Below are 18,137 nucleotides of genomic sequence, written 5' to 3' on the forward strand. Positions count from 1 at the left end.
TGATGATTGAACAATTGATGGTCCGAGATTATATCTTGTTTAAATATGCCGTTGTTGATTTTACCGACGGAATGACGGCGATCACCGGTGAAACCGGAGCCGGCAAGAGCTTGTTGATCGATGCGATCGGATATGTCAGCGGCCGCCGGATCACTTCCAATGTGGTGCGAAAAGGTGCGAAAAAAGCTGTGATCCAAATGGTCATCAGTTGTGAGGATCCGTCTCTACGGGAATATCTGGAAGAGAATGGATTCGAAGCTGATGAGCATTTGATCATTCAGCGGACGATCACCGATAATCAGAAATCGACGATCCGCGTCAATCAGCAGATCACAACTTTAGCTTTTGTCCGTTCGTTGACCGCGCGCTGCATTGATGTTCATTCTCAGATGGATACCTATCAGCTGATGCGGCCGGATGTTCAGCTGAATTTACTGGATCAGTATTGTCAGACGCAGGAACTGCGCCGGCAGGTGCAGGCGGCTTATCAACGTCTTCGTTCTGTGCAGGACCATCTCCGTCAGTTGGAAAACGAGACCTTGTCCGATGATGAATTGGATTATATCAATACACGGTACAATGAAATCGTGGATGCTGAGATCGGGGAACAGGAAGCGGAAGAGCTGGATGAAAAGATCCGTACGATCACGGAAGCGGAAAAGAATTCTGAGCAGATCAGGGATGCGCTGTATCGTCTGGAAGGAGAAGGAAATGTTTCCGATCAGTTATTTGATGCCGCAAAAGAACTGGAAAAGAGTGAAATCACTGAATCAGAAGCAGAGAAACTGAACGATTTGTATTACGATGTACAAGAAATGATCGAGCAGCTGAAAGAAAAAATGGAAAGTTTCCAGAATGAAGCGCAGGATCTGAATGCACTCCAGGAACGGCGCTATTTGATTCGTTCGCTGATCCGAAAAAACGGGGGCAGCTACGAGGCGATGATGGCGCAGAAGGAAGCCTATCTACAGAAAATCGATGCGATCATTCATCGGGATGATGTTCTTCGGAAAGTGAAAAAGGAATTGGCACAGGCGGAAGCGGAATACAAAAAGCTCGCCGGCGAACTTTCCCAGAAGCGGCAGGCCCGCTTTGCGGAACTGCAGACGGCAGTGGAACATCATTGTCATGATATTATGTTGGAGCATGCCCGTTTTGCGATCCGGCGAACGGAAAAACCGGCTTCTGCCGATGGCATCGATGATCTGGAATTTGTTGTTTCTATGAATCCAGGGCAGGATTTTTCGCCGCTGAAGGAAAGTGCATCAGGCGGTGAATTATCGCGGCTGATGTTGGCGCTGAAAGTGGTGTTCCAGTCCGAGAGCGGTGTGCAGACGATCATTTTTGATGAAATTGATACAGGGGTCAGCGGCAAGGTCGCATTTGCGATGGGGCAGAAAATGAAACAGCTGTCTCGATCGTACCAGGTTTTATGCATCACGCATTTGGCCAGTATCGCAGCATGGGCGGATACGCATTTCAAAGTGGAAAAATCGAGCAGCGATCGTTCAACCGTTACGGAAGTCCATCGGCTGGATGAATCGGAAAGTCTGGAAGAATTAGCGATCATGTCTTCCGGCAAGGCCAGTGCCATCGGTATCAAAGCGGCCCGGGAACTGAAAGCGAGGGTGAAAAATGGCTAGAGTCATCTTTCATGTCGACATCAATGCTTTCTTTGCTTCAGCTGAAGAAATGCGCAAGCCGGCTTTGCATGGCAAGCCGGTCGCGGTCGGATCAAACAGCCGGCGCGGTGTCGTTTCGACCGCCAACTACAAGGCGCGTGAATATGGTGTGCACAGCGCACAGCCAATGTACGAAGCCAAAAAGCTCTGCCCTGACCTTGTGATCGTCCCGGCCGATTTTGCTTATTATCGGGCGCTGAGTGCCCGCTTTTTCGCCTATTTAAAGAAATTTACGCCCTATATTGAGCCAGCCAGCATCGATGAGGGATACATGGATGTGACTGAGACGATCCGTCATTATCATCGGCCGCTGGACCTGGCATATCAGATCCAGAACGGCTTGTTGGAAACATTGGGGCTTCATGTTTCTATTGGCGTGGCACCGACAAAATTTCTGGCGAAAATGGCCAGTGATATGCGCAAACCTATGGGGATCACGGTACTGCGGCGCAGTGAGCTGAAACAGAAATTATGGCCGCTGCCGATCGAATCGATCCATGGTTTAGGTAAAAAGAGCGCGGCGCTGCTGCGCAAAGAAGGGATCGAAACCATCGGGGATTTTGCCGATCCGGACAATGAACAGCTGATCATCGGTAAACTGAAGAAAAATGGCTATCAGTTGATCCGCAAAGTCCGCGGCCGAAGCACCGACCGACTGGATGTTTCAACGACTCGTAAAAGCATCTCGGCGAGCCGTACTTATGATTACGATTTAACGACTCTGGAAGAGACCGGCCGGAAAGTACAGGAATTGTGCCGGGAAGTTGTAAACAAGATGCATCAGGAGCATCAGATGGGTAAAATGGTATCGCTCTCGCTGCGGGATACGGAATTTCATACTATCGTTCGTTCAACGACATTTTCGAACTATATCGATGCCTATCCGGTACTGTACCAGGCGCTGATGAATTTACTGGAAGAAAATTTTGAGCCGATCGGCTATCGTTACGTCGGTGTCCATATCGGATCTTTGAAGTATGCCGAAAAAGTGATCGTACAGCCTTCATTATTTGAAAAGCCGGTAGAAGATACCGGTGACATCGTGACACAGCTGAATAAACGCATCGACGGGATTCATTTGATGAAAGCCAGTGACTTGCTGAAGGGAGAAGGGCATGAGTAACCTAGAATTGGATTATTTCATCGATCGGGATCTGCCGATTTATCAAAATCGGGAGCATTTTCGTTTTAACACCGATTCAAAGCTGCTTGCGCAGTTTGCTCATGTCCGACGGGATGATGTCGTGCTCGATATCGGCACGAACAACGGTGCGATTTTACGTTATTTGGATACCTTTCCGATCGAAAAGAGTTACGGCGTAGAGATCATTCCGGAAGCATGTGAACTGGCGCAGCTGAATGCCGACACGTTTTTCCGGCATCCCTGCACGATCCTCAATGCCCGTATTCAGGATGTGCAGATCGATCCGGTGGATGTGATCGTCAGCAATCCGCCGTATTTTACGCTGAGTGAGACGCATCCGGAAACGAAGATGGATCTGCGGCAAATGGGACGAATCGAAAAGAACCTGACCTTGCAGGAATTGATCTTTCATGCATCCCGGCTGCTGAAAAGCAATGGACGTTTTTATTTTATTCATCGGCCGGAGCGTCTGAACGATATTCTGAAATTATTATATGCGCATCGTTTTCAGCTGAAGACCATGCAGATCGCTTATCATCATCAAATGGCTAAATCGGTTTTGTTTGAGGCAGTTAAAGAAGGAACCTGCAACTGTACCGTTGGCAAACCAATTGATTTAGATCGATTGGGATAGTAGAATAATGTTATGAATATATCGGAAGCGGTCGATGATTATATAATGAACATCACCGTGATCGAAAACAAAAGCAAGCAGACATCCCAAGCTTATCGGCGTGATCTGAATGCCTATACCCAATATTTATCAGCGCATCACATTGACAAAATGGAATCAGTAACGACTGCTGATGTGGATGCGTTTTTAAATGCGTATGCGGAAAATCATGCAGCGGCAAGCGTCAATCGCATACTTTCAGCGCTGCATTCTTTTCATCGGTTCACTTCACTGAATCATCCGGAAATTGATGATCCGTCCAAAGTGATCCGCGGCATCGCAAAATCACGTCATCTGCCGGTCTATTTTTCCTACGAGGATGTGACAAAAATGTTAAGCTCTTTTGGCAGCAGCGACAAAGAAGTCTATCAGAAAACCATTCTGGAAACGTTGTATGCCTGCGGGCTGCGTGTCAGTGAATTGTGCGGCCTGCAGCTGAATCAAGTACATCTGTCGCAGGGAATGATGAAAGTCAAAGGCAAGGGCGGCAAGGAACGGATGATCCCGATTGCTGAACCTTGTGTTCAGCAGATGCAGCTGTATCTGGATGTGATCCGGCCGCAGTGGGATAAAAACAAGCTGCCCAATTTTTTCATCAATCAACTGGGTCATGTCTGTACGCGCCAGTATATTCATGTGCTGATCAAGAAAAAAATCAACGCTTTACATCTCAATCCGGCGATTTCTGCACATAGTTTCCGGCATAGTTTTGCGACTCAGCTGCTGGCCGGACAGGCAGATATCCGTGTGGTCCAGGAACTGCTCGGTCACCGGGATATACAGACGACCCAGATTTATACGCATGTCCAGGATGAGCGGCTGCGTCAGGCGTATGATGATTTTTTTCAAAGTTTTAATAAAAAGGAGGACGCATAATGTCGTGTGAAGGATGCCCGAATGAGGGAAACTGCAATAAAGATGCTGCATCTTGTCAGATCGTCACCAATCCCAAAAATCACATTGCCAAGATCGTAGCCGTGATGAGCGGCAAAGGCGGTGTCGGTAAATCAACGATGACGGTGATGCTGGCGAAATCTTTGGCAAAACAGGGAAAGAAAGTCGGAATTATGGACGCGGACATCACTGGTCCGAGCATTCCGCGTTTGATGGATGCACAGAATGAGCATGCCATGGGAACGGCAGAAAACGAAATTCTGCCGATCGTGGTTGACGGCATCAAATTGATTTCTTTGAACTTTATGATGGAGACGGAAAGCACGCCGGTCATCTGGCGCGGTCCGATCATCGGTAATGTTGTGAAACAGTTTTATACCGATGTTTTGTGGGGCAATCTGGATGTACTGCTGGTGGATATGCCGCCGGGAACCGGTGATGTTGCTTTGACCGTGATGCAGTCGCTGCCGGTCAGCGGTGTGATCATGGTTTCTACGCCGCAGCCGATGGTTTCGATGATCGTTGCCAAAGCCGTACATATGTGCGAGAAAATGAATATTCCGGTCCTGGGCGTGATCGAAAATATGGCGTATCTGGAATGTCCGCACTGTCATGAGAAGATCAACTTCTACAATGACGAAGAGCTGGATGCATTCTTTGATGATACCAAGATCAAATGCTACGGCACACTGCCAATGGTCGATCTGATCCGCGATATTCATGCGTATGATACGTATAATCTGGAACAGCAGGAAAAGACATTGCAGTTTATCGATGATATTGCAGACCAGGTGGTCCAGGATCTGAATCAATGAACGTAACGGTCATTCGCAAACGCCGAAATAAACGAATGTATTTACGAGTAAAAGACGGGGAAGTTGTCGTAACGGCCCCGGCTTTTGTTTCAGATCAGGAAATTGAAGCTTTTGTACATTCACGGTCGGATTGGATCGCTTTACAGCTGGAGAAAAACCGCCCGCTGCAGACCGGAGATGAGCTGAATATTTTACAGGAAACGTACACGGTCATTCGGGATGACAAAACGTATGTGGATGGTCATCGGCTCCATCTCTCGGATCAAAAAGCCCTGCAGGCTTTGATCCTCGAAAAGTCAGAAGCCTATCTCCGTAAGCGGTTTGCCGATTGGCAGGATCGCATGGGCTATGCGGATCTGACGCTGAAATTTGGATTTTATACGTCCAAGTGGGGCAGCTGTCAACCGGCGAAACGACTGATCCGCCTCAATGGTTATTTAGCATTGTGTGATCCGGAAGGCATTGATGCTGTCATCGTACATGAGCTGTGCCATTTAAAAGTACTTGGACATTCACAGCGATTCTATCAGGAAATCAGTAAATGGCTGCCGGATTACAAACAGGCGATGGCATCCGTTAAACGGATCCGGATTCCAAGGGTATAAAAAAAGGGCATAAGCCCTTTTTTATACATTAATTTCTGCTTTTACGCCCAGATCTTTCTTGTGTGCTTCCAGGATCGGATCGATATAGTCAGCGAAGAACTCTTCGGTCTGCTGCACGGAGCGGCCGACAAAGTTGATCGGTTTCATGATCGCTTCGATCTGTTCCTTGGTCATTCCAAACCTTGGATCTGCGGCAATGCGGTCGATCAAATCATTTGGTCTGCCTTCTTTTTTCACGACATTTCCCGCGGCCATCGAGTGCTGACGGATCGCTTCATGCAGTTCCTGGCGGTCTCCGCCGGCTTTGACGGCATCCATCAATATGTTTTCGGTTGCCATGAACGGCAGTTCTTTCTGCAGATCGGCTTCCACGACTTTCGGATAGACCACCAATCCGGATGAGATATTCAAATACAAATCAAGAATACCATCGATGGCCAGGAAGGCTTCAGCAATGCTGATGCGTTTATTTGCACTGTCGTCCAGCGTACGTTCAAACCATTGCGTACTAGCAGTAATTGCCGGATTCAGGCTGTCGCAGATCACATAGCGGGCCAGGGAATCCATACGTTCCGAGCGCATTGGATTGCGTTTGTACGCCATGGCGCTTGAACCGATCTGTGTCTTTTCAAACGGCTCTTCGACTTCTTTCATATGCTGCAGCATGCGGATATCGTTGCTGAATTTCGATGCGCTCTGCGCGATACCGACCAGTGCTGATAACACTTGCGTATCATACTTTCTTGTATATGTCTGACCGCTGACCGGAAAATAATGTTCATAGCCCATTTTTTCGCAGATCTTCTGATCTAAGGCTTTGACCTTGTCGGTATCTCCGTTGAACAGTTCCATGAAACTGGCTTGTGTGCCGGTAGTGCCTTTGCAGCCTAACAGCCGTTTGTTTTTCAGCAGATGTTCAATTTCCAGATAATCAAGATACAGATCCTGTGCCCACAAACTGGCCCGTTTGCCGATGGTGGTCGGCTGTGCCGGCTGGAAATGAGTAAACGCCAGACATGGCATGTCTTTATATTCCAGCGCAAAATCTTTTAATTGTGCCAGGACGTTGATCACTTTTTTCTGTACCAGTTCCAAGGCTTCGTGCATGATGATCAGATCAGTGTTGTCACCGACGTAGCAGGATGTTGCGCCCAAGTGAATGATGCCTTTGGCTTTCGGACATTGGACGCCGTATGCATAGACATGGCTCATGACATCATGACGGACGACTTTTTCACGCGCCTGCGCAACATCGTAATTGATGTCGTCTTTGTGCGCGATCATTTCGTCAATTTGTTCATCGGTGATATCCAAGCCGAGTTCTTGTTCAGCTTGTGCCAGCGCGATCCAGAGACGGCGCCAGGTACGGAATTTTTTATCGTTGGAAAACAACGCCTGCATCTCCTTGGATGCGTATCGTTGAGATAACGGGGATTGATAATATTCGTTCATTTTATGCCTCCTGCTGATATTATATAAGAAACGCGGCAGGATTGACAATTAGGATGGAATATTTCTTCAGGCGTGGTAAAATAAAACATATTGAAAACTAAGAGGAGTGTTCGGGATGAAGGGAATTTCTATCTTCGCAACAAAAGTAAGTGCATCTTTGCTTCACCGGATCGGACGGGGCGGTTCCTTGCCGGGTTCGATCGGGCTGAAGCTGGATTCCGATATATTCAGTAAATTACGGATCAACGGTCCGGTGATCCTCGTGACGGGGACCAACGGGAAAACCAGTACAGCCAATATGATCACTGACCTAATGGAACAGGACGGCTATCATGTGATTTCCAACCGGCGCGGGGACAATCTGCGGGAAGGGATCGCGACCACGTTGCTGTCCCACAGTACGCTGTCAGGCCGGATCAAAGCCGATGCGGTGGTGCTGGAAGTCGATGAATTGAATGTACGGCATGTGCTGCCGAAACTGCCGGTACAGTTGTTGGTCGTGAATAACTTTTTCCGCGATCAGCTGGATCGGGCCCGGGAGATGGAACAACTGATTGATTCAATCGAGGGCGTACTGCCAAATTTCAACGGAACGTTGGTATTGAATGCCAACGATCCCAATGTCGTGCGTCTGTCGCTGAAAGCCCCGCAGGCGGACTGCCTGTATTTTGGCTTGGCAAAAAATAAATATTCTGTTGCTTCGACCAATGAAGCCAGTGAAGGAAAATTCTGTCCGAAATGCGGCGCCCGCTTGGTTTACGATTATTATCAGTACAGCCACATCGGCAAATTTCATTGTTCAAAGTGTGATTTTCAGACGCCTCCCATGGATGTGGAACTGACCGACATCGATTTGGAAACCGAAACATTCCGCTATAAGGACAAGCTTTATCGCTCGCCGTATGAAGGAATGTATTCGATGTATAACTGTGCAGCCGTGCTTGCGGTCTCAGCTTTTTATCGAATGAAAGAATCGGCTGCCCGCGCTGTCTTTGCGCATGCTCCGCAGCCAAAAGGCCGGAATGAGCGATTTGAAAAAGACGGCAGGACCGTAATTTTGAATCTGGTCAAGAATCCAACCGGTGCCAACGAAGTCATGAAGGTCATTGAGCGGGATGAACGGCCAAAATCTGTCTGTATCGTTTTGAATGACCGTGAACAGGACGGCACCGATGTCAGCTGGATCTATGATACGTTCTTTGAGAAGCTGATGAAAGATACCACAAAAGCGGTGGTCTGTACGGGTCTTCGGGCGTATGATATGGCGCTGCGCATGTATTACGGCGGTTATCAAGGAAAAATCGCCGTGAAAAACAATGTGACGGAAGCTGTGGATCTGGCGATGAAAGAATGTGATCGGGTATATGTAGTGGCTACGTATACAGCACTGCTGCCGACAAGAAATATCATCGTGAAGGAGATGGGGTTATGACAATGAAAATGAAAGTGTGTTGGATGTATCATGACATCATGGATCTTTACGGCGATAAAGGCAATATCCTGACGCTGCAGAAACGGTGCGAAGACCGTGGTATAGAGTTTGAACTGGAGACCTGCGGGATCGGAGAAAATAAAGAACTATCGGATTTTGATTTGATGTTTTTGGGCGGCGGTGCCGACAAGGAACAAATCAGTTTGATCCCGGATCTGCGCAGCCGGCGTGAAAATATAAAAAAAGCATTGGATGAAAAGACTTTTGTGCTGCTGATCTGCGGCGGCTATCAGTTGTTTGGACAATATTATACTGCGGCAGACGGCTCCAGGATCGACGGTCTATGTTTCAACGATTATTATACGGAAACCGGCAAAGCGGGAAGCCGCTGTATCGGCAACATCATCTTGGATGCTCAATTAGAGGATCTTCACACCAAGATCGTCGGATTCGAGAATCATGGCGGTCAGACATTGAACGTTGCACATCCACTAGGAAAAGTACTGGTCGGTGAGGGCAATGCGTTTGGTGCCGGTTATGAAGGGTATTACGACGGCAGGATGCTGGGGACTTATCTGCATGGTCCGCTGCTGCCGAAGAATCCGGATGTAGCGGATTTTGTGATCATGAAAGCACTGCAGAAACGACATCCAGACTTTACCTATAAAGATTTAAAACCCCTGACCAATCCATTTGATCAGGGGGCAAGAAAAGCTTTATTTGAGCGTTTTCACATTGAGGCAGACTGAACGGCTGCCTTTTCTTTTGCTTTTTTCTCTTTGTAGGCGAGAATGTCCAGTTCGGAATACATTTTATAAACCACAGTTTTGATCACATTGACCATAAGGTGATGTTCTTTTGTATCATTTTCCGGCTGGATCATTTCCGATGCGTTCTGATCGGACATGATCGCATGCAGATAGGTATCAAAACAAGTGCTGAAAGAATCGTAGAGTTCCGGGATATGCATGGATCTTTCGGTCTCACGGACAATTTTGATCAGCTGTGTGATCTCGTCCAGCGAGTAGCATCGTTTCAGGATGCACACCGCAATTAAAAAGGCCATGTGGTATTGTTTGTAGTGTTTTTTGATCGGCGGATCGACGATGCTGTTTTTTACATAGTTATTGACCATGTTGGATGTGATGATTTTATCGCTTTCGTTAAAATATAAAGGGGCCAATCGATCGTTGATAAAATAAATGACTTGATCCATGTATACGTCAAAATCCGGCAATGCTTCCCATTTTGGACAGGAATAGGCACACAATTGTTTTTTGATTTCTTCTTTGCTCATGCTTTAAAATTAACATAATTTTCATCTCTTTTCAATATGGTTTTTAAAACTAGTTTATATTGACATTGAAAAATATTTTGGTAAACTAAAATAAAATATGAGGTGCTTCTATGGTTAAAATTGTTACAGATTCAGCAAGCCACTATTCTCGCCAGCAGGCAGCGGACAGCGGCATGTATGCCGTCCCTTTGATGGTTACCATTGATCATCAGAGCTACCGAGATTACGAAGAAATTACAGATGTCCAGTTATTAAAGAAAATCAATGAAGGTAAAGTACCGAGCACATCACAGCCGTCAATTGGCGAAAAAGTCGATATATACAATGAAATCACTGAACAGGGAAACGAAGTGATCGATATTACGATGGCCGACGGTCTGAGCGGCACGTATCAGTCTGCTTTGATTGCCAGAGAAAGCTGCGATCATCCGGAGATGGTGACGGTATTCAATTCGAAGACATTGTGTGTGCCGGAACATATTCTGGTTGCCCATGCGAATCAAATGGCACAGGCAGGAAGATCGAAAGAAGAAATCATGACCATGTTGGAGAAATCGATCGCAACCGATGATTCATTCATGATCCCAATTGATTTCCAGTTCTTGCTCAGAGGCGGCCGAACAAATAATGCCTCGGCGTTCTTAGGCGGTTTGTTAAAGTTGATTCCGATCATCCGCCGGACCGATGATGCAAAACGTCTGGAAAAATATGCGATTGCACGAACCTATAAGCGTGCATTCGGAATGATGATGGATCATTTTGAAAAGCGGGGCGTCGATTCGACATATACGTTTTGTCTGGCGCATGCCCAGAATGAAGAGCTGGCGGCCAAGGCGGCACAAAGTATCTGCCGTCGGTTTGGCGCATCCGTAAAGATCGTTGTCATGCCGCTGTGTCCTTCTTTTATTGTTCAAGGCGGTCCGGGCTGCCTGGCTTTTCAGACAATTAAAATTATCGAAAAATAAAAATGCAGGATCGATCGATCTTGCATTCTTTTTTTATTCATAATCTTCTGGTTGTACGATGCGTGCTGCACCGATTCCTAATACGCCTGGACCTGTATGGCAGGAGATAAATAAAGGCAGCGGATCATGCATGACCGTGTGTCCTGGGAAGGCTTGTTCTACTTCATGGATCCAACTATCGATGATGGATTGATCCTGGTGGGTATAAGAAACCATCAGCTGCATCTGACCTTTGGCCTCGTACTCTTTGAAACGAGTATCCAGGTCCTTGCGCAGTGCTTCCAGCATGGTCTTTTTCGCAGATTTTACACTGCGTGCTTTCGCAAACGCATCGAGCTTTTCACCTTGGATCTGCAGGACTGGCTTAATGCGCAGAAAGCCCCCGAGCAATGCAGCTGCCGGCGTGACTCGGCCGCCGCGTTTTAAGAATTCCAGCGTATCAACCATTAAGTAGATCGTGTTGTCGTGTTTTTGTTCCAATAGGATCTCTTTGGTTTCCTTTGCTGTTTTGCCGGCATTTTTCAAGTGGATCGCATCCAGGATCGCCTGACGCAGAGGAACAGAGATCCGTTGGTTATCAACTACTTGAACTTTGCCTTCAAAATCCTGTGCCAAGGATTCCGCAGTCTGTGTAGAATTTGACAAACCGCTGGAGATCGGCATGTATAATATAGCATCATAGGTTTTCAACAGACGTTTCCATTCATTTAAGATATCGCCTGGTGTCGGCATGGAGGTGGAAAAATGCATATCCGGATGATCTTCCATGCGTTCAAAGAATTCTTTTGCGGTGATATCGATTCCTTCATGGTATAATTTTCCATCTATATAAAAAGGAATAGAAATAATTTCAATTCCGAGTTTTTTTGCTTCTTCCAATGGAATACCGCAACTGTCATCGGTCATGATCACAAAGTTTTCAGTTTTGTTGCCCATAGTACACTTCCTTTACATCCTTCAATCATTTTATAAAGTTTAAGGACATTATGCAAGTTGATTTATTATGTAATAAGATAAGATGAGTCTTGTTTTTATACATGAATCGGTTTTTGCATAACAGATTTAAGAAGAAAATTCAGCTCTGTTTCAGGAATAAAACGTATAGTAAATGAGACAGGAGATGAATGAAAATGAATCAAAAAAAATGGGTCCAAATGATGACGGCAGCGATGCTGTCTTTGAGCATGGCTTCCGCACCGATTTATGCGCAAGATACGCAGGCGGAACCATCTTCCCAGGGGCAGGATCAGGCACCCAGTCAGGCGGGCGGCGGTGCAGATACAATGTCTTATGACTATACAGGCAGTTACAGTGCCTCTTTAACAGCGGACGGAGAAAAAACCAAAAGCAGCAATGATACGATTTCTTCCGATCAAGCGGATGTCAATGCGGCTTTAGCTGAAAACGGCGGTACATTGGCGATAAAAAAAGGAACATTGACCAAGTCCGGGGATGATACAGACGGCGATAATTGTAATTTCTATGGCGTCAATTCAATCTTACTGAGTGTCGGTGATGGTTCCAAAGCATATATTTCCGGCAGCAAGCTGACGGCAGACAGTGCCGGATCGAACGCGTTGTTTGCGACAGATGAAGCATTGATCTATGCCAATTCCGATACCATTCAGACCGCAGCGGATAATTCACGCGGTTTGGATGCTACATACGGCGGTACGATCATTGGCAATAAATTAAATATCTCTACAAAGGGCGATCACAGTGCTGCCTTGGCAACTGACCGCGGCGGCGGGAATATTTCGGTGACAAATAGTAAGCTGAAAACATCCGGATCCGGATCTCCGCTGCTTTACTCGACTGGAGATATTGAAGTTGAAAATGTGACCGGTACGGCTTCTGGTTCACAGATTGCGGGCATGGAAGGATTGAATACCATCTATATAAAGAATTCCAATTTAAAATCAACGAATACATCAACAACCGGCAGCGATCCTGTGGCCAATGGTGTGATTCTCTATCAGTCGACATCGGGCGATGCAGAATCTACGACCGGTGATACAGCGTCATTCTATGCATCGAATTCCACATTATCCAGTGACATCGAATCTGGCTCAATGTTTTATGTCACAAATACAACAGCAAATATCGTTCTATCAAAAACAAAGCTGAAATTCGATTCTTCAAAAGCCAATTTGCTGCAGATCGAAGGAAATGATTCCAATAATTGGGGTACAGCAGGTTCCAACGGCGGTACGGTCACATTTACCGCAACAAATGATACGCTGAAAGGAAATATTTCCGTGGATTCCATCAGTTCCTTGGATTTCTATGTGATCAATGATTCGAAATATATTGGTGCCGCAAGCATTACAGAAAATGCCACAAATACGGATGCCAAGGATTCGAATATCACGATGAATGTCGATGAGGACTCTACCTGGGTCGTAACGAAAGATAGTACCGTTTCAAATCTGAATGTGGAAAACGGTGCGAAAATCGTTGATTCCGAAGGTAAAGATGTAACGATCGTTGTTAATGGTAAGACAAAGATCAAAGGGGATAGTGATATCACAGTGACAGTAACGGGTTCTTACTCAACAAAGGTCAATACAAGTAAAACCAATGAAATCTCTTCAGATACGATCGATCGTTCGGATTTCGATTCCTATTACGATACGGATACAAAATTTTAAAGAATGGCCTCGATGAAAATCGAGGCTTTTCTATGATTTATATTTAAGATACTTAAATATATAGGAACAGGACAGGGAAAATTGTTTTTTAAATATGAGAAAAATCTGTCGTGTGAATAAATAGTCTACGTAGTTACTCATGAAATCAAAATTAAACGGATGATCATCCGTTCGTCTGCAGCAATAATATCTAAACTAAATATACGTTAACAAGACTGATTTCAATAAAGAATGAATTGTTTGCGTATCTTTAAAGATCAGTAAAATCATGAAAAAAAGCAGATTCAAATTTGCATCGAGCTGTATAGTCGATCGTAAAAAAGAGTTTCGATGCAAATGAGAGGATCGATCAATCGATCATTTAATTTATTTTGAAGTTTTATAGGTACTTATTAATAGAAAAGAATGATCAGATGAAATTTAATGAAATAAACAAATCATCATTAAAGAAAAGTGTCATTCAATAGATTTTATTAAAGAGAGGATACCTAAATATTCAGAAAATAAAGAAAACATGCGTAGAATCGTTATCGATTCGTATAAAATGCAATGTTCTAAAAAATAACATAATATATATTATGCGAAGTAATGCTAATACACGAAAGTGTCAATATAGGCGAATACCCCCGAATTTAAAGGATATTCCCTGTTTGTTGCTCTATAATTGGAAATCGCTCTCGATCTGCCATCGGATCAAAGCTACCATGCTTGAGGCGGAATTATTCTCTAAATACTGTCGCTCCAAAAAAAGAACCATGCTTACGACATTGCTTTTAAGCGTCTGTATTTATTATTGATGATTATCTGAGCGTATTATACATTGAAATTGTGATGAAAAAAGTTTATGACAAAAATAAATAGCCTCGTTCTGCTCTTTCACTTGCTTTATATGCTGCTGAAGCCGTCTGTGTTTTGTGTCCCCTTTCCTCTTGGGTAGCTTACTTCAGTTATCAGTTGTATATGATTTTACTAGGAATATTAATATAAGCATCAATCATTATCCCGTTTTTATTTGATGCTGTTCATTCAGTCAAAGTATCAACGACTATATACGATGGCTTCCTGTTGATTATTCATGCTTATACTTTCCTTTTGGATAGTATCTAACAAAATAGTGCGTTCTTCCCATTTTTATCTTTTCATTTTATGATAATGAAAACGAATCAAATAAAAGGAGGATACCTTATGAAAGTACTACTCGTTAATGGCAGCAGCCATCCGGCTGGCACTACAATGAGAGCTTTAAATGAAATGATCAAAGTATTTGAGGAAGCTGGTGTGGAAACAGAAGTGATCCAACTTGGCGGAAAGCCGATTGCCGATTGTTTACAATGCAATGTCTGTCAGAAGACCGGCAAATGTGTTTTTAAAGATGACGGAGTGAATGATTTTGTCGAAAAAGCCTATAATGCCGATGGTTTTGTATTTGCATCTCCGACCTATTTTGCACACCCAAGCGGCAGGCTGCTTTCCTTCCTTGACCGTGTTTTTTACAGCAATGGAAAAGACGAAGTCTATGATGCCTTTCAATTTAAACCAGGCGCTGCAGTGGTAACGGCCCGCCGCGGCGGAACATCTACTTCCTACGATGTCATCAATAAGTATTTTGGTATTGCACAAATGCCGATCGTTACTTCTACTTATTGGAACAATGTGCACGGCCTTACTGCAGATGATGCAGTTCAAGATGAAGAAGGACTGCAAGTTGTAAGAAATCTCGCAAGAAATATGATCTGGATGATGCAGGCATCTGCTGCCGCAAAAGAATCCGGCATTGCACTTCCAAAAGCGGAGAGCGAAGCGGTAACGAATTTCATCAAACGAAACGATAACTTACGTTGATCAAAAAACGACAGGTATTTTATTGCCTGTCGTTTTGATTTTTTTCACTTAATATTAAATAATCCATTATCCGTTCATTCTTAAACTAGGATCTATCTATTTCACGATAAATCTATAAATTGCATAGACAACCCAGATAATCCAAGAAAAAGCCCACAAATCAAAGAGAATGCTTACTGTTAAATAAACGATAACAACAATTGCTATTATCCAATTTTTCTTTTCAGAATTTGATAATAGGAATTCAGCGCCACAAAGGTTTTTACCTTTCTTTTTTCATACATACGATACCGCCGAAGGCTGCCAGTGCGATGATCATCCAAAAAGCCGTAAATCCATTTACGGAAGTCTGCACACCGCTTTTCTGCTGAGAAACGGCTGCTGCCGTCTGCACAGCTTTTTCAGCCGGCTGTGATTCTGATTCATCGTTCGATGGTGTTGTTTCTTCTTCCTGCGGTACTTCTTTTTCGTAGTGTACGTATGGCACTTCAAAATATTCACGGAATGATTCGTTCCATTCTGTCGTATATTTCAATGAAGCTAATTTATTGGTCGGATAGTCTCCGGTCTCGTCTGCCGTCAGCAGCAGCCGATAGGACAGGCGCAGCGGATCCGACACTTTTACCGGGACATTGATCTGCAGCACGAACATTTCTTCTGAACGGCCATAGGTCAGCACGTATTGATACATCTGTTCGCCGTCTTTTTCGATCAGACTGCCGAATGCCCAGACATCGCTGCCAAGTGATATTGGTGTCAGCGTCTGACTGCCGATCTTCAGCGTGAACGGGCAGGTACCAGCTGTTTCGACCAAATCAAAGTCGTCTCCGATATAGTCGGTCAGTTCTGCTTCTTCGAATAAATATTCGATATTGTAGTTGATGTCGTCGAAACTTTCACCTATGGTCGTTCCCCAGTTGTCGATATCCGAATCGGTCGAAGTACGGCCGTAAATATGTGCGTTAAAATCGTTCTGGATCTGTTCAAGGAAATCCATCGGCTTATTCTTAAGATATTGATTCCAGTTGTAATCCTCGCCGTCTGTTCCGTCATGACTTGTCGAGAACACCATAATTTTATATCCGCGTTCATAGCTTTCTTTCAATGCCTCATAGGTCATGAGCAGTGAAATATCGTTGCCGTTCACATAGTTGTCTCCGGCGGTCTGTATAATGGCCCATTCAGTATCCATCAAGTCCTGAAAATCACTTTCGGTAATACCTGCCAGCTCTGCCGGCATACCGCCCGGATAAATATTGTTCCAAAAATGTCTCCACGAGTATCCGAAAGTTCCCCAACGAACAAAACAATTGGTATTGAAATCATCACGGCTCTGGATCGCTCCGGACTGCCAGTCACTAAGCAGATCGGCCCAGCTATCATAACTTGAATCAAGCGCCAGAACGGCCTGAGTAGTTTGGCCATCGGTCTTGCTGACAGGGACCATCTCATAAGTTTCGCCGTTGATCGTGATCGGTCCGGAATAAATATACGATTCTAAATCAGATAGTAGGGTCAGATTTTTATTTTGGTCCGGCGTCTGTGTATCGGCCGCCAGCATACGGTTGGCCAGACGGATGGCTGTCTCGGTATTGCTTCCGCCGACAAAATACGAGTTAAACACATTAAAATTGTACAGGATCGCTTCCAGTAAGCTGTCGTATGTATCCGCATTCACATCAACCAAGCCGGTAACAACATCGCCCAAGCCTTGTGACAGGGAATACGCATCGTGTGCTAATCCGTCAAATACCACAACGCCTAATTTGATCGAATAATTGCCCGTTTCGACTTTTGCCATAAAACTATCTAGCAAAGCTTTGGATTGGGCTTCGATATTATCGATATCAGAACCCGCACTTTTATCCATGACCAGTACGACATCGGCTCGATACATTTCGCCAGAAGGTATTTCCAAGGTCACTTCGGTTTCTTTGTTTTCATCAAGATCCGTTGCTGTCTTGGATTTATCCGTATTATTTTCATCGATGACCAGTGTGCCGTCTTCTTCCACGGTCCCTGCTTCTTCCTGGACCGGATCGGTTTCTTCTGTTTGCGAGGAAGTCTCTGTAGTACTCGTTTCTTCCTGAACAGTATCCGTTTCTGTTGATTGTACAGATGTTTCCACAGTGCTCGTCACTTCCTGAACGCTATCTGTTTCTTCTGCCTGTATGGATGTCTGCGCAAGCCACAGACAAAAAAATACGCCCAGGAAAACAGCTATAATGAAAAGCGTTTTCTTGCGTGATTGTTGCATTTGTTCACCTCCCTTCATCTCTCACAAGTATCATAATATATTATTAATAATATTAGTAGTTATATGTCCTATATTTTATTTTTATAGCAAATTTCTTATTATTATTGTATTTTTAGTAAATCAATAAAAAACTTCCATTTCTACAACGCTTGTGCCATGAGGAAATCCATCGCATAGACGATCTGGATGCCGCCCTTGGTCATCTGAGGTTTACTTTCCAGGCAATGATGACATTACTCAATGTAAAGATCTTATACTTCTTCCAACGTATAGACACGGTCGTTGATCGATGAACGCTCCATATTCTGGATCATACGTATGGGACACTCGAACATCAGTATCACGCTGAACCTGTACGCCTATGCGTCAATGAAGAATGTCAGGACAGAATTAAGTGGTGGTTTAGAAGTATCAGCCGAAAAAAAATG

The 18,137-nt window shown here is 44.8% G+C and carries 16 protein-coding genes; 11 read left to right on the top strand and 5 right to left on the bottom strand.

Features of this window, described 5'->3' with window-relative positions; genetic code table 11:
- Positions 1–2: 2 nt before the first annotated feature.
- The 6 genes from recN to HNQ47_RS08630 are packed head-to-tail and all read left to right on the top strand — an operon-like array spanning position 3 to position 5,813.
- Entirely contained in the window at positions 3–1,643 is a 1,641-nt protein-coding gene (recN, locus tag HNQ47_RS08605) for a DNA repair protein RecN (RefSeq protein ID WP_183328993.1), read from the top strand.
- Positions 1,636–2,805 carry a DNA polymerase IV gene (gene dinB, locus HNQ47_RS08610; RefSeq protein ID WP_183328994.1) on the top strand — a complete coding sequence of 390 codons (1,170 nt, stop codon included), beginning with the start codon at positions 1,636–1,638 and terminating at the stop codon, positions 2,803–2,805. The genes recN and dinB overlap by 8 nt, the downstream gene beginning before the upstream one ends.
- Positions 2,798–3,460 carry a tRNA1(Val) (adenine(37)-N6)-methyltransferase gene (locus HNQ47_RS08615; protein WP_183328995.1) on the top strand — a complete coding sequence of 221 codons (663 nt, stop codon included), beginning with the start codon at positions 2,798–2,800 and terminating at the stop codon, positions 3,458–3,460. The genes dinB and HNQ47_RS08615 overlap by 8 nt, the downstream gene beginning before the upstream one ends.
- A 12-nt stretch (positions 3,461–3,472) precedes the next feature.
- On the top strand, positions 3,473–4,375 hold the full coding sequence (locus HNQ47_RS08620) for a tyrosine-type recombinase/integrase (RefSeq protein WP_183328996.1): 903 nt from the start codon (positions 3,473–3,475) through the stop codon (positions 4,373–4,375).
- Entirely contained in the window at positions 4,375–5,208 is an 834-nt protein-coding gene (locus tag HNQ47_RS08625) for an Mrp/NBP35 family ATP-binding protein (protein ID WP_183328997.1), read from the top strand. The genes HNQ47_RS08620 and HNQ47_RS08625 overlap by 1 nt, the downstream gene beginning before the upstream one ends.
- On the top strand, positions 5,205–5,813 hold the full coding sequence (locus HNQ47_RS08630) for a M48 family metallopeptidase (protein ID WP_183328998.1): 609 nt from the start codon (positions 5,205–5,207) through the stop codon (positions 5,811–5,813). Before HNQ47_RS08625 ends, HNQ47_RS08630 begins: the two co-directional genes overlap by 4 nt.
- 21 nt (positions 5,814–5,834) lie before the next feature.
- Here the strand turns inward: HNQ47_RS08630 and purB are convergent, their stop codons facing one another.
- Entirely contained in the window at positions 5,835–7,265 is a 1,431-nt protein-coding gene (gene purB, locus HNQ47_RS08635; protein ID WP_183328999.1) for an adenylosuccinate lyase, read from the bottom strand.
- A 115-nt stretch (positions 7,266–7,380) separates the two neighbouring features.
- Here purB and HNQ47_RS08640 point away from each other — a divergent pair, with 115 nt between their 5' ends.
- Both HNQ47_RS08640 and HNQ47_RS08645 read left to right on the top strand, forming a co-directional pair.
- Complete coding sequence (locus tag HNQ47_RS08640; protein WP_183329000.1) at positions 7,381–8,697, top strand: Mur ligase family protein; 1,317 nt, start codon at positions 7,381–7,383, stop codon at positions 8,695–8,697.
- Positions 8,694–9,446, top strand: coding sequence for a type 1 glutamine amidotransferase (locus HNQ47_RS08645; RefSeq protein WP_425486192.1), 753 nt, complete (start codon positions 8,694–8,696; stop codon positions 9,444–9,446). The genes HNQ47_RS08640 and HNQ47_RS08645 overlap by 4 nt, the downstream gene beginning before the upstream one ends.
- Here HNQ47_RS08645 and HNQ47_RS08650 read toward each other — a convergent pair.
- Entirely contained in the window at positions 9,428–9,994 is a 567-nt protein-coding gene (locus HNQ47_RS08650) for a DUF1836 domain-containing protein (RefSeq protein ID WP_183329001.1), read from the bottom strand. The genes HNQ47_RS08645 and HNQ47_RS08650 overlap by 19 nt on opposite strands.
- A 110-nt stretch (positions 9,995–10,104) precedes the next feature.
- Between HNQ47_RS08650 and HNQ47_RS08655 the strand changes: the two genes are divergently transcribed.
- Entirely contained in the window at positions 10,105–10,959 is an 855-nt protein-coding gene (locus HNQ47_RS08655) for a DegV family protein (RefSeq protein WP_183329002.1), read from the top strand.
- Between the two features lie 33 nt (positions 10,960–10,992).
- Here the strand turns inward: HNQ47_RS08655 and HNQ47_RS08660 are convergent, their stop codons facing one another.
- The gene (locus tag HNQ47_RS08660; protein WP_183329003.1) at positions 10,993–11,895 is read right to left on the bottom strand and encodes a DegV family protein; all 903 of its coding nucleotides are present in this window, start codon (positions 11,893–11,895) and stop codon (positions 10,993–10,995) included.
- Between the two features lie 194 nt (positions 11,896–12,089).
- Between HNQ47_RS08660 and HNQ47_RS08665 the strand changes: the two genes are divergently transcribed.
- On the top strand, positions 12,090–13,610 hold the full coding sequence (locus HNQ47_RS08665; protein ID WP_221248088.1) for a hypothetical protein: 1,521 nt from the start codon (positions 12,090–12,092) through the stop codon (positions 13,608–13,610).
- A gap of 1,185 nt (positions 13,611–14,795) precedes the next feature.
- Positions 14,796–15,452, top strand: coding sequence for a flavodoxin family protein (locus tag HNQ47_RS08670; RefSeq protein ID WP_183329005.1), 657 nt, complete (start codon positions 14,796–14,798; stop codon positions 15,450–15,452).
- A 96-nt stretch (positions 15,453–15,548) separates the two neighbouring features.
- Here the strand turns inward: HNQ47_RS08670 and HNQ47_RS10170 are convergent, their stop codons facing one another.
- Together HNQ47_RS10170 and HNQ47_RS08675 are read right to left on the bottom strand one after the other, a co-directional pair.
- Positions 15,549–15,662, bottom strand: coding sequence for a WxxxWxxW domain-containing protein (locus HNQ47_RS10170; RefSeq protein ID WP_425486193.1), 114 nt, complete (start codon positions 15,660–15,662; stop codon positions 15,549–15,551).
- Between the two features lie 52 nt (positions 15,663–15,714).
- Entirely contained in the window at positions 15,715–17,709 is a 1,995-nt protein-coding gene (locus HNQ47_RS08675) for a vWA domain-containing protein (protein WP_183329006.1), read from the bottom strand.
- Positions 17,710–18,137 lie beyond the last annotated feature (428 nt).

Source organism: Catenisphaera adipataccumulans (assembly GCF_014202755.1).
Classification (GTDB): domain Bacteria; phylum Bacillota_I; class Bacilli_A; order Erysipelotrichales; family Erysipelotrichaceae; genus Catenisphaera; species Catenisphaera adipataccumulans.